We start from the raw sequence: 12,789 nt of genomic DNA, 5'->3' as shown, positions 1-12,789 counted from the left end.
GTCAGGGCAGGGGATGACGGGAGCGCACACCATGGAGAAACCAGTCCAGGAAGTGCTCGCCGCTGGTCTGGCTTTTTTCGGGATGAAACTGGCAGCCGATGATATTCTTCCAACGCAGGCAGGCAGGGAAGCGCCGCTGGCCGGCGGTCAGCGCGATGACCTGGTCGGGCGGACTGTCGTAGTAGTAGCTGTGGGAGAAATAGTAGCAGCCGTCGATGCCGCTGCGGTTCGTGGCCTGCACGTCCATCCAGCCGGTGTTGGGCACGGTGCCTTCACCGGCAGGCAGACGTTTTACCGCGCCTTCCAGCAGGTCGAGCCCCTGCACGCCGGGAGATTCCTCGGAGGTGGCGGCGAACAACTGCATGCCCAGACAGATGCCGAGCACGGGCTTCTCCTCCTCGCGGATAGCGGTGCGCAGCGCCTCGGTGATGCCGGCGCCGTTCAACGCGTTCATCGCAGTGGAAAACTCGCCCACGCCGGGCAGCACGAGAAAATCTGCGCGCGCGATGTCCTGCGCGGAGCAGGTGATGCGCGGCTTCACCCCGGCGCGCAGCAGCGCCTGCGACACGCTGCCGACATTGCCCACGCCGTAGTCGATGATGGCGGCGCGTAGTTTCACAGCCCCACCCCCACTTTGAATTTTCTCTGCCAGCTTCGCGGCCCGGTGCGCTCGAATAGCTTCGGATTCACACAGGTGCTGATGATGCTCCAGAATTCCTCGACGGTGATGCCGATGAAATCGCAGAACGAGGCGATGTATGCGTCCGAGCAGCAGCCGTCGTAACGCTCCACGAGATCAATGCCCTGCTCGCGTGTGAGGCGGCCGCGGCGCAGATCCTCGTTCACATAATCGGTGATGCGGCCGAAGCCGAACTTAAAATATTTGATCATCTGGTTCATGCCCACCCAGTCTTCGTCCAGCGAGGTGACGCCGTGCGGGTCGCCGATGTCGGAGGGCGGCTCGTCGCGAATGTCCAGGCCGCGGAGCGTGGAAAACTGGCCGTTTTCGAGCAGCGACCACTCTTTCCAGAAATAGCCGAGGTAGATGATCTGAATCTGATGCTGGTCGAACTCCTGCGGATGCGGATAACGATACGGCAGCAGATGCGTGGCGGGCACGACCTTCTCCATCCATGAGATGTCACCGCCGGCCAGCGTGTTCATGTAGCGCAGGTTGTTACCATCCCAGCCGGCGCGGCCCGCGGTGCCGAGATCGCCGAGCTGCAGCGCTGGATTTTCCCCCCAGATGATGAGCGGAATCTGATAGGCGATCGCGGTGCGCGGCACGCCGGAGAACAGCGCCATCTCGGTGGACTTACACCAGTTCTGAAACATCAAAAAACTGTGGCGCATCAGCTTGCGCCAGGATTCCGGCGCGGGATTGACGATGAGCGTGTCGAAGCCCTGGTAGATCAGCGCGGAGATGTTGTTTACGCCGCGTCGTGACACCTGCTCCGGCGGATAGCCGACACACACGAGCAGCGGATTGAGGCCGAGTACTTCTTTGATGAACAGCGCCTGCCGTGTGCTGTCCTTGCCGCCGCTGACACCGATGATGCAGTCGTAGCCGTCCTTCGTGCGACGGCCGAAGTTCTTGATGATCGTGTCCAGCTCCGCGCGGCGCTCCTCCCAGTCCACATCCGCGAGCGTATCATAATAGCGGCACGCGGGGCAGACGCCCGCGTCGTCAAAGCGCGTGTTGGGCCGCGTGTCAGGTTGCAGGCAGGAGCGGCAGTAGATCATCGCGCGTTGAAGGACTCGGCCAGCAGGCCATAGAGGATGACATCGACGTAACGGCCGTTTTTGAACACGGCCTGCCGCAAAACACCTTCCTGTTGAAAACCGAGCTTCGCTGCGATGCCGCGCATGCCTGAATTGTCCTCAAAGGTGCCAAAGCTGACACGCCGGAGGTTCAGCGTTCGAAAGCCGTGCCGAATGATTGCTTCGCTCGCTTCTAGACCGATGCCTTTGCCCCGGCATGCCGCGTCACCGATGAGGATGGCCAGCTCCGCGCTGCGATGAATGGGATGAATCTGCTGCAAGGAGACATTGCCGACGTGACGACCGTCTTCTTTGAGAGTGACCGCCAGCACCAGGCTGCTTTTGCTGCCGCGCACAGAGGCGATGTATTCGAGCGCCTGCTCGCGCGTGTAGGGATAAACGTGATGGCTGTTGCCCGCGCAGGTCTCCGCATCGTTGAACCAGCCGGGATACGGCCCGTCCGCGTCCGCCGCCGTCAGCGGGCGGAAGATCAGGCGGGGAGTTTCCAAAAATCGGGACATGTGGTTGGAGTATCCGCCGGAACCACGGCGGTTGCAAGATTCAGCGTGCCTGGGAGCGGGTCTGATGCTTCACCTCCGCCAGCAGCCAGTCCACCTCGTTGTCGATGTCCTGCGCGTCCATCTCCGAAATCACCACCGGGGCCGAGGTAGGGGCCAGCAGGCGCAACTGGCCGGAAATCTTGTCCGCGCGCATCCAATACCACTGACCGGCGTCATGGTAGGCCTTTTCCATGTCCTGCGATCGCACGAAGTAGTTTTCCGGCTGGAACATGTGCAGGCGCGTCTCGTGGATTTTGAGGGCACGCTGGACCGGGTAGCCAAACTGCAGCACCGGCACCACGGCGTAGAGAGCAGGGTCGGCCTGCAGCTTCTCCCAGCCTTCTTTGAGATGCGCCGCTTTCGTCAGTGCGGCGGTCGGGAAGATGCAGCAGCAGTATTCAAAGACCTTTCCACGCGCCTCATAGCAGCGCAGCACCTCCGCCAGCGCGTCGGTGAAGTTGGAATGATCATCCGCGGTTTCCTTCGAGCGCATGAACGGTACCGACGCGCCGTGTTCCCGCGCGATGGCGGCGATCTCTTCGTCATCGGTCGAAACCATGATCTCGTCGAAGCAGCCGGACTCCTTCGCCGCGTCAATGGCATAGGCGATGATCGGACGTCCGAGAAACGGGCGGATGTTTTTGCGCGGGATGCGTTTGGAGCCGCCGCGGGCTGGAATGATGCAGAGTGTCGGTTGGGCTTGGGACATGGGAGGATCAGGAAAGATGAGATTCAGCCAAGGGCGTGCCGCGCTCGATGGCGGTGGCGGCTTTGCAGCGCAAAACACGCCCGAGCTCACGCGGCGGCAGCCCGTGGCCGGGACGGATGCTGCGCACGTTCTCGTTCGTGAAGGCTTCACCGGCCTGAATGTCCTGCACGGCGAAGAGGGAGCGACGGAAGGCCTTGCTGCTGGCTTCCTTTTTTGAAATCGCATAGTTGTCCGGCTTGCCCAGCGCGGCCTCGGTCACGCGGATGGCATCCACCATCGCGCGGAACTCTGCCGGCTCCATGCTGAAGGTCGAGTCCGGGCCGCCTTGCTTGCGGTCGAGGATGAAATGCTTCTCCACCACGCAGGCGCCCAGCGCCACGGCGGCCACGGGCACGGTGTGGCCCATCGTGTGGTCGCTCAGGCCGACCGGCACGCCGAAACGCCGCCGCATGTCTTGAATCGTGAGCAGGTTCATCTCCGCCGGATCGGCCGGATAGGCGCTGGTGCATTTCAGCAACGCCACCGGGCCGCTGCCGGCCGATTTGAGCACTGCGAGCGATTCCTCGATTTCCTCCAGCGAGGCCATGCCGGTGGACATGATGATTGGTTTGCCCGTGGCAGCGACTCTGCGCAGCAGGCCGTGATCCGTCATTTCAAAGGAGGCGATCTTGTGAGCGGGCACGTCCAGGCCTTCGAGAAAAACCACCGCGCTGTCATCAAAGGGGGTGGAAAAGAGATCGATGCCGGTCTCGCGGGCCACCGCCATCAACTTCGGCTGCCAGTCCCAGGGCATGTAGGCTTCCTGGTAAAGCTCGTGCAGCGTCCTGCCGTCCCAGAGCGTGCCGCCTCCGATTTTAAAGGGCGGCTTGTCACAGGCGATGGTCAGCGTGTCGGCGGTGTAGGTTTGCAGCTTCACCGCGTCCGCGCCGGACTCCTTCATGGCGCGAATGCTGTCGGCGGCGATCTGAAAGTCTCCGCCGTGGTTCGCGGACAGCTCGGCGATGATGTAGCAGGGATGGCCGTGGCCGATGGAATGGTTGCCGATCTTCATCATTTGGACAGGGAGGTGGCGAGACTAGCGGCTGTGGCGGTGAATTCAACGGACTCCGTGTCCTGCGTCCGTTTCCCGAAGCCTGCGCGCTCAAACGCCCGCAGGGAAGGTGTGTTCGTATGTTTGACGCGGCCGCGCACCTCATCACAGAAGCCTTCGTCAAAGACCGTGAAGGTCGCGAAGCGGATCAACTTGGGGCCGAAACCGCGCCCGCGTGCGGCGGGAGCCAGACTCAATGAAATTTCGGCCACCGCGGCTTCACGACGATCAAAGCGCACGGTTCCCACGGCCTGGGTGCCATCTTCGACAATGAAAAACGCGCAGTTCTCATCCGCGAGCCGTCGCTGGAACCACGCGACATGCGTTTCCCATGGAATCGGCTCCGTGTTAAACGATGCCTGCCGTGTGGTGGGATCGTTGGCCCAGCCGTGCAGTTGTTTCGCGTCGTCCGGAACGGCCCGGCGCAACAACAGTGGATGCGCCATCAATGATTCCGCCACGCGTCCCGCACCGCTGCCATCCACAAGCGCGCGGGCGTTTCGGGCGAGCCGCTGGCGCAGATCCGTCCGCGAGATCATTTCGTGAAGCGCATCCGGCGTGAAGGTTGCCGCGGCGTCGTGAGTGGTCAAAAACGCGGCGATGCCGGCTTGATTGTCCGCGATGACGTTGACGAGCATCGGCACCCCGAGTGTAGCGAGTTCCCAGCAGGTGCTGCCTGCGGCGGTGATCGCAAAATCCGCCTGCCGCATGATCGCGGGAACATCCGGCGGATTGATGTGCAGTTCGATCCCCGGAATGCCGCGGAGCGACTCCACGTGTGGATTTGCCGCTCCGGCGAGCACGATTTTGCGCAATCCAGTGACGACGGCGAGCTGGTGCAGCACGGCGAGCGTGTCGTTGCGCGGATCGCCGCCGCCCATGGTGATAAGCACGCTTTGCGCAACGCCTTCGACGATGATTTTCGGCGCGCACGCGGTGAATTCGCGACGCAGCAGCGTGAACCGGCCGCCATACAAGCCGCGCCGCCCCGGATACATCGACGGCCCGGCATAGGCGTTGTGATTGAGCACCAGATCGGCAGCGGAGAGGTTCGAATCAGCGAGATCATCGACGATCAGCAGCTTGTGGCCCGCTTGTTTGACAGCCTGGTGGTCTGCGGCGCTGAAATGATAGCCGTCGAACACCACGAAGGCGGTGGTGGCCGGGATTTCGCTCTGAATCGCGACGTTTTCAGCCGCCAGCCGTTGCCGCAATGCTTCGGGCAGGTTTTGGCTCGCCAGCACCACGTCGCCACCGCGATCCTGCCATGCCTGGGCGAGCGCGAGGCAGCGCATGACGTGGCCGACACCGATTTTTTCACCGGCATCCGCACGGATGCAGAGCGTGCCGGGCTTGCTCATCACAGGACGAGTCGTTGCAGGGCGTCGATCACGCGGTCCTGGTCGCTTTCACTGAGGCTGGAGAACATCGGCAGGCTGATGGCACGCGAGTAGTAGCGCTCGGCCTCGGGAAAGTCACCGCGCTTGAAGCCTAGAGCCTGATACCAAGGCTGGGTGTGAACCGGGATATAGTGAATCTGCGCGAAGATGCCCGCCGCCTTCAACCCCTCGAAAATAGCGAGGCGTTTTTCTGCCGGCACTTGGACGACGTAGAGATGCCAGGCCGAAAGCGTGTCCGGGTGCTGCCAGGGCGTGGTGAGCGACAGCCCGGCGAACTTTTCATCGTAGCGTGCCGCGAGCGCGCGACGGCTGGTGAGGAATTTCGGCAGCTTCTTGAGCTGGTTCTCGCCGAGCGCGGCCTGGATGTCGGTAATGCGGTAATTGAAGCCGAGATCGACCTGCTCGTAGCTCCACGGGCCGTCGGGCGTGTTCTGCGTGAAGCGCGGGTCGCGTGTGATGCCGTGGCTGCGCAGGCGGATGAGCTTTTGATAAAGCTCGTCGTCGTTGGTCAAAATCATGCCGCCTTCGCCGGTGGTCATGATCTTGACCGGATGGAAAGAAAAAACCGTCAGATCAGCATGCGAGCCATCGCCGATTTTCCGGCCGAGGTATTCGCCGCCAACCGCATGTGATGCATCCTCCATGATTTTGCAGCCATACTGTTTCGCCAGCGCGCGAATCGCAGCCATTTCGCAGCTTTGGCCGGAGAAATCGACCGGGACGATGATTTTCGGCAGCGTGCCGTTGTTTGCAGCGGCCTCCAATTTCACACGAAGCGCGTCCACGCTCATGTTGTAGGTTCTCGGGTCGACATCGACGAAATCCACCGTCGCTCCGCAGTAAAGTCCGCAATTCGCGGAGGCGACGAAAGTGTTGGGCGAGGTCCAAAGGCGCTCGCCAGGCTTCAGGCCGAGGGCCAGCGCGCCGATGTGCAGAGCGGCGGTGGCATTGCAGACGGCCACGGCATGCTTTGCGCCGCAAAAAGCGGCCATGGCCTTCTCGAAACGGTCGATCGCCGGACCTTGCGTGATCCAGCCGGACTTCAGCGTGGCGGCGACGGCGGCGATGTCGTCATCGTCGATCGACTGCCTGCCGTAAGGGATGGGGGCGGGCGGGCTCACTCGGTTCAGACGAGATCAAACGTGGGATCGCAGAATTCGCGGATGAGCTTGCGGAGCTGCGGGACAGTCAGCCACTCGGTGTTATTGCCGGAACTGTAGCGGAAGCCCTCGGCCACCTGCTTCGCGCCGTGGTGGGCCGAGTATTGCTTCATGAGTTCGCTGATGGAGCAGCCGTAGAGCATCGGCACGATGACGTAGTTTGTGGGTGTCTCGATTGTCTGGTGCGAATCAGTCTCCGTGATCATTTCCTCGTGGATTTTTTCTCCGGGGCGGATGCCGATGACCGGTTTTTCACAATCCGGGCCGATTGCCTCAGCCACGTCGGTGATGCGGTAAGAGGGGATTTTCGGCACGAAGATTTCGCCACCCAGCGCGTGCTGCAGCGCGTGCTCGACCAGCGCCACGCCTTCCTCCAGCGTGATGTTGAAACGCGTCATCGCGGTGTCCGTGATCGGCAGCACGCCGGTGTTGCGCTTGTCGAGGAAGAAGGGGATCACGGAGCCGCGGGAGCCCATGACATTGCCATAGCGCACTACGGAGAAGCGGATATTCCGATTACCGTGGATGTTGTTGGCAGCGATGAAGAGTTTGTCGGAGCAGAGCTTTGTGGCGCCGTAGAGATTGATTGGCGCGGCGGCCTTGTCGGTCGACAGGGCGACGACATTGGTGACGGTGGGCGTGGCGAGGCAGGCCTCGACGACGTTTTGTGCTCCGAGCACGTTGGTCTTGATGCACTCGAAGGGGTTGTACTCCGCTGTGGGCACCTGTTTGAGCGCGGCGGCGTGGATAACTGTGTCCATGCCTTCCAAGGCGTGGGTCAGACGGGTGAGGTCACGCACATCGCCGATGAAAAAGCGCAGGCGCTTGTCCTGAAATTTCTGCGCCATCTCGAACTGCTTGAGCTCGTCACGGGAATAAACAACGATGCGCTCGACCGCCGGATTCTTCAACAGGGCGCGGATGCATTTCTGGCCAAAGGAACCGGTTCCACCGGTGATCAAAATGGATTTTGGGGCTTGCACGGGAGACATCGAGGTGACGGATGACGCCGGGAGGCGGGGGCTGCCGGCGGGCTGATTGTTTGTCCGGGGCGGTGGTGTAATCAACCCGGAATTCATGCTTCACGCCCGCGGAACGTGTTCTGCGTTGCGCGGTAACGCGGGCGGCGCTTGATTGGGCAGATGCTCCCCGACGACCATGCCACCACCGATAGTTCCTGGGCGGTGCTCATCTCTAGCTTTGACGGCAACAGCGACCTCTGGCCGATCTTCTTCCATTACTTCTTCCAGCAATGGCCTGACGCTCCTGCACCGGTCTATCTGGTGACCAACTTCAAACGCTACGACGATCCTCGCGTGTTGAGCCTGTGTGTGGGGCGGGACACCGACTGGGGCAGTGTGATCACTGCATCTCTGGCCTCGATCCAGGCCCGTTATGTCTGGATGCTGCTGGATGACTTCTTTCTTGACCGTCCCGTGCTGACCGGCCGTGTTGAAGAGGTGGTGGGCCAGATTGCCAGTCGCAATGGTGTTTATCTCGAAACAGGACGCCAGAGTGATGATGGGCCGCTGGTCGAAAGCACGGATTTGCGGCGCATTCCCGCCTCGAATCCCATCGCCGGCATCAACTCGGCCATCTATTCCAGGCAACTCCTCCTGGAGCTTGCAAAACCGGGGAACAGCATCTGGGACGGCAATAGGGTCATGAACGCGATGAATGTCGCCGGTTCGCCGGACTTGTACTACCTTCGTGAGGGCGTGCCGCCGCTCATCTCGTTCGTCGAGGCGGTGAAGGGCAGGTTCTGGAAGCCAGTCGCGATCGAATTCATGAAGAGAACGGGTGTCACGCCGGATCTGAATTGGCGGCCGTTTCCTCCGCAAGGACAGGACCCGTTCTCCAAGATGGTGCGCAGCTTTCACAAGCGCCGCATGGACTGGCGCAAGAGCCGCGAGGAAAAACATTTCGCCGCTGGCCGCGTGCATGAGGTGGTGCGTCCTCTGGAAAAAAACTCATGAGCTACACTGCGGACCATCTCCACGAACTGCTCGATAGCGGCGGCGGACGCGTGCTGGAGAAAATCGGCGACATCATCACCTCGCGCGCGTGTCATGCGGCGTGGTGGAAAAGGAAGCTTCCGGGCGCGGAGTGGCGGAGGTCGGTGGACCTCAAGCAAGCGGTGAGGCAGCCGCTGCGTGTGCAGATCGGTCCGGTGCGGTTTCAACTCGCTCCCGGTGGCAGTCTGCGCGCGCTCGCGCCCGAACTGCGGGAGCATTGGGAGCGCACGCAGGCGTTGTGCGCAGCATTCACGCAGCAGCAGCGCCGTCCGGCGCGTGTGCTGCATCTGTTTGGAGGCGCGGGCGGCTTCACGTTCGCTGCCGCACAAAGCGGGGCGGCGGTGGCGCATGTGGATGTTTCCGCAGAGGCGATTAAACGCGCCCGCGAGCATGCAGGGGGCAATGTGCTGGCGAACCGCGACATCCGCTGGGTGGTGGATGATCCGGTGAAGTTCGCGCAGCGCGAACGCGCCCAGAACAGCCGCCACGATCTCATCGTGCTCGATCCCTTCACGCCGAAGGACGCGAACCGCGTTGCTTTCGAGATCGAGCGCGATCTGGGGCCGCTGCTGGGCACGGTCAGCGGGCTGCTGACTGACACGCCGGTAGGCGTGCTGCTGTTTTGCCGGCAGGGCGCGGTCTCGCCCACGACGCTGCTGCATCTGATGCGCCAGGAGTTCGGCGTCTTCGGAGGGCGCGTGGAAAGCGGTGAGATTTTGCTGCGCGGCGCGGAGGGCGTGCCTGCGGTGCCGTCCGGGGCGCATGCTGGCTGGTTAAAAGCCGTGTGATTTCGCGTTGTAGTCGTGTCCTCATGAAATCCGTCCCTCTTTTGCTCCTCTGGGCCACCGTCGCTCACGCACAACTCAGCCCGAACGGTGCCACCGCGTCCTTCAAAGGCAGCCTGCCACCGAAGCCCACCGCCGCGCTTTCCGTCGATCAGGAGGCAGGCATCGAGGCGCGCTTGAAGAGCCTCACGGGCGATTTTGTCGCGGTGAAGAAGCACGAGCGTGCTGCGGACGCGGAGATCTTCCTCAAAGCCGTGCGCTATGCGCTCGAGTTCGACGAATGGTATGACAAGAAGCCCGAAGACAGCCTCAAGAAAGCGAACGCGCTGCTCGACGAGGCCGCGAAGCGCATCGACGGCCTGAAAAAGAACCAGACGCCCTGGCTCGATGGCAGCGGGCAAAAAGTGCTCGGATTTTACTCGAAGCTCGATGACTCCGCGCAGCCCTACGGCGTCGAAATTCCCGAGGGTCTGGACTTCAAAGCAAAGACGACACCGATGTGGATCTGGCTCCACGGCCGCGGTGATACCGCCACGGACCTGAACTTTGTTTACAGCCGTCTCATGGCAAAAAAGCCCGGCCAGTTTCAGCCTGCGGGCACGATCGTGATCCATCCCTTCGGCCGCTACTGCAACGGCTGGAAGTCCGCTGGCGAGGTGGATGTGTTTGAAAGCCGCGATGATGCGATGAAGCGCTTCAACATCGACTCGAACCGCGTCGCCATCGCCGGCTTCAGCATGGGCGGCGCGGGTGCGTGGCATCTCGGCGCACATTATCCCGACCAGTGGGCCTGCGTGCATACCGGCGCCGGTTTCGCCGATGTGAAACGCTATCAGAAGCTCACGCCGGACAAATATCCCTCGTGGTATGAGCAGACGCTTTGGGGCTTTTACGATGTGCCGGACTATGCGCGAAATTTCCTCAACGTGCCGCTCATCAGCTACAGCGGAGAGCAGGATGCGCAGCGTGACAGCGCCGAATACATGATGGAAGTGCTGGCGAAGGAAGGCCTGAAGCCGCCGCACCTCATCGGCCCTGGCATGGGTCACAAGTATCATCCCGAGACGATCAAGGAAGTGCAGGCCTGGATCGAAAAAGCCGTCGCGAAAGGTCGCGAGCTCTTTCCCGATGAAGTTCACATCCAGACAAAGACACCGCTCTATGGCCGCGTGAAGTGGGTGAACCTCCATGGGCTCGACGAGAGCTGGAAGGACGCCCGCATCGACGCGAAGGTGCTCGACGGCCAGACCATCGAGATCAAGACGAGCAACGTGTGCCGCATCGTGCTCTACCCGCCGCCGCAGGCTCGTAACGGCGGTGGCAAGGTGAAGGTCATTGTCGATGGCACCGCGCTCGATCTCGCCGTCGGCCCCGAGTTGCCGCAGTTTGAGAATTTCCTCAGCGCCGGCCCTCGCGTGCCGAATTCGCTTTGCCGTCTCATCAAAGAAAACGGCCAGTGGCGTGATTTTGGCAATGCCACACCCTTCCAGCACGAAGGCCCGGAAGGCGGCAAGCCCACCTCGCATCCTGGTTTGATCGACACCGCGTTTATGAAACGCTTCCTCGTCGTGCTGCCGGATGGCAAATCCTCGTCCCAGGCTGTCGATGCCTGGGTGAAGACCGAGTCGGAGCACTTCCTCACCCGCTGGCGCAGCCTCATGCGTGGCGATGTGCGTGTCGTGAAGGCTTCCGAGGTGAAGGACATCTTCGCCGAGGGCAAAACGCAGGGCCTCATCCTCTGGGGAACGCCCGAGTCGAATTCCTGCATCAAAGCGGTGCTCGGTGGCCTGCCGCTCACTTGGGACGCGAAGAAGGTCGGCATGAAGACGAAGGACAGCTTCGATGCAGCCACGCACGTGCCCGTTTTGACCTATCCGGCACTGAAATCGCCTGGTTTCGAGGTCGTCATCAATTCCGGACTCACCTTCCGCGAGGCCCACGATAAGACGAATTCCCTGCAAAACCCCAAACTGCCCGATTGGGCCATTTTGGACATCACGCAGGCTCCGAACGCCGAAACGGCCGGCAAAGTCGTCGCCGCGGACTTTTTCGATGATCGCTGGCAGGTGCGGAAGGAGTGATTCACTTCGACATTCATTCGCCATTCGTTCATTCTGGCTTCGTCATTCCATGAACCTCCCCATCCGCCCACGCCGCAATCGTCAGTCTCCCGCCATGCGCGATCTTGTGCGCGAGACGGAGCTGACGCCGGGGCATTTGATCTACCCGTTGTTTTTTCAGGAAGGGCAGGAGAGCACGCCGATCGCTTCGATGCCGGGCTGCACGCGCTGGAGCATCGACGGACTCGTGCAGGAGGCAGGGGAGGCGCACGCGCTGGGGGTTCCGGCGGTGGTGCTGTTTCCACGCATCCCGGATGAGCTCAAAACTCGCGGTGCGGAGGCATGCCACACGGATGACGGTCTCGTGCCGCGTGCGATCCGCGCTTTGAAGATCGCGCATCCGACGCTCACCGTGATCACCGACGTGGCGCTCGATCCTTACAACAGCGACGGCCACGACGGCCTCGTCTCGGACGACGGACGCATCTTGAATGACGAAACCGTGGCCGTGCTGCAACAGCAGGCGCTCTGCCATGCGCGTGCGGGCACGGACATCGTGGCCCCGAGCGACATGATGGACGGTCGCGTGGCGGCGATCCGCGCGGCGCTCGATTCCGCCGGTTTTCAGGCCGTTTCGATCATGAGTTACACCGCGAAGTATGCCAGCGCCTACTACGGCCCGTTTCGCGGTGCCTTGGACTCCGCGCCGAAGGCTGGCGACAAGAAAACCTATCAGATGGACCCGGCGAACGCCCGCGAAGCACTGCGCGAGGCCGCGCTCGATGAAGCGGAAGGCGCGGACATCCTCATGGTGAAGCCGGCGGGCCCGTATCTCGACATCATCGCGAAAATTCGTGCCGCCACTCAGCTTCCCATCGCCGCCTATCAGGTGAGCGGCGAGTATCTCATGATCAAATCCGCCTCCGCCGCCGGATGGCTCGACGAATCGAAGATCGTTCACGAATCCCTCATCGGCATTCGCCGCGCCGGTGCCGACATGATCCTCACTTATTTCGCGAAGCAGTGGGCGAAGGCTTGGCGGGGGTAAAAGGGCAGGGCGAAACCTGCTGCGCCTAGTTTGGGCTCGCACTCGCTGTGATTGCGTATGAGCAGAACCAGTCCAGAAACGACTCAATATCTAGGGCGTGTTTTAAAATTGTACAGATAGAGCAACTGGTGTAGCGAGAAGAATGGAATTACATCCAAGCTATCAGTTGGCGGTGCCCAAGCTGGCCCGTGTTATAAGAGC

The 12,789-nt window shown here is 61.7% G+C and carries 12 protein-coding genes; 4 read left to right on the top strand and 8 right to left on the bottom strand.

The window, feature by feature from the left end:
- Window position 1: 1 nt before the first annotated feature.
- Genes hisH through pseB form a run of 8 tightly spaced genes read right to left on the bottom strand, consistent with a single transcriptional unit; the run spans window position 2 to window position 7,672 of the window.
- The gene (gene hisH / locus ACILSE_RS14415) at window positions 2-619 is read right to left on the bottom strand and encodes an imidazole glycerol phosphate synthase subunit HisH (protein WP_395718108.1); all 618 of its coding nucleotides are present in this window, start codon (window positions 617-619) and stop codon (window positions 2-4) included.
- Window positions 616-1,743, bottom strand: coding sequence for an N-acetyl sugar amidotransferase (locus tag ACILSE_RS14410; RefSeq protein WP_395718107.1), 1,128 nt, complete (start codon window positions 1,741-1,743; stop codon window positions 616-618). The genes hisH and ACILSE_RS14410 overlap by 4 nt, the downstream gene beginning before the upstream one ends.
- Window positions 1,740-2,282, bottom strand: coding sequence for a GNAT family N-acetyltransferase (locus ACILSE_RS14405; protein WP_395718106.1), 543 nt, complete (start codon window positions 2,280-2,282; stop codon window positions 1,740-1,742). Before ACILSE_RS14405 ends, ACILSE_RS14410 begins: the two co-directional genes overlap by 4 nt.
- A gap of 40 nt (window positions 2,283-2,322) precedes the next feature.
- Window positions 2,323-3,030, bottom strand: coding sequence for a pseudaminic acid cytidylyltransferase (pseF, locus tag ACILSE_RS14400; protein WP_395718105.1), 708 nt, complete (start codon window positions 3,028-3,030; stop codon window positions 2,323-2,325).
- A gap of 7 nt (window positions 3,031-3,037) precedes the next feature.
- Window positions 3,038-4,084, bottom strand: a complete 1,047-nt coding sequence (pseI, locus tag ACILSE_RS14395; protein WP_395718104.1) for a pseudaminic acid synthase — start codon at window positions 4,082-4,084, stop codon at window positions 3,038-3,040.
- Window positions 4,081-5,481, bottom strand: a complete 1,401-nt coding sequence (pseG, locus tag ACILSE_RS14390; protein WP_395718103.1) for a UDP-2,4-diacetamido-2,4,6-trideoxy-beta-L-altropyranose hydrolase — start codon at window positions 5,479-5,481, stop codon at window positions 4,081-4,083. Before pseG ends, pseI begins: the two co-directional genes overlap by 4 nt.
- On the bottom strand, window positions 5,481-6,641 hold the full coding sequence (pseC, locus tag ACILSE_RS14385; protein ID WP_395718102.1) for a UDP-4-amino-4,6-dideoxy-N-acetyl-beta-L-altrosamine transaminase: 1,161 nt from the start codon (window positions 6,639-6,641) through the stop codon (window positions 5,481-5,483). The genes pseG and pseC overlap by 1 nt, the downstream gene beginning before the upstream one ends.
- 5 nt (window positions 6,642-6,646) lie before the next feature.
- Entirely contained in the window at window positions 6,647-7,672 is a 1,026-nt protein-coding gene (gene pseB, locus ACILSE_RS14380) for a UDP-N-acetylglucosamine 4,6-dehydratase (inverting) (RefSeq protein WP_395718101.1), read from the bottom strand.
- Window positions 7,673-7,822: 150 nt separating this feature from the next.
- On the opposite strand from pseB, the gene ACILSE_RS14375 reads away from it, so the two are divergent.
- Genes ACILSE_RS14375 through hemB form a run of 4 tightly spaced genes read left to right on the top strand, consistent with a single transcriptional unit; the run spans window position 7,823 to window position 12,588 of the window.
- Window positions 7,823-8,656 (top strand): hypothetical protein, encoded by an 834-nt coding sequence (locus tag ACILSE_RS14375; RefSeq protein ID WP_395718100.1) that lies wholly within the window; start codon window positions 7,823-7,825, stop codon window positions 8,654-8,656.
- Window positions 8,653-9,483, top strand: coding sequence for a hypothetical protein (locus ACILSE_RS14370; protein WP_395718099.1), 831 nt, complete (start codon window positions 8,653-8,655; stop codon window positions 9,481-9,483). The genes ACILSE_RS14375 and ACILSE_RS14370 overlap by 4 nt, the downstream gene beginning before the upstream one ends.
- A gap of 23 nt (window positions 9,484-9,506) precedes the next feature.
- The gene (locus tag ACILSE_RS14365) at window positions 9,507-11,561 is read left to right on the top strand and encodes a prolyl oligopeptidase family serine peptidase (protein WP_395718098.1); all 2,055 of its coding nucleotides are present in this window, start codon (window positions 9,507-9,509) and stop codon (window positions 11,559-11,561) included.
- A 49-nt stretch (window positions 11,562-11,610) separates the two neighbouring features.
- Complete coding sequence (hemB, locus tag ACILSE_RS14360) at window positions 11,611-12,588, top strand: porphobilinogen synthase (RefSeq protein WP_395718097.1); 978 nt, start codon at window positions 11,611-11,613, stop codon at window positions 12,586-12,588.
- Window positions 12,589-12,789: the final 201 nt, after the last annotated feature.

This window comes from Prosthecobacter sp. (assembly GCF_044236155.1).
In the GTDB taxonomy this organism is placed as follows: domain Bacteria; phylum Verrucomicrobiota; class Verrucomicrobiia; order Verrucomicrobiales; family Verrucomicrobiaceae; genus Prosthecobacter.
This window is presented reverse-complemented; position numbering and strand designations above follow the sequence as displayed.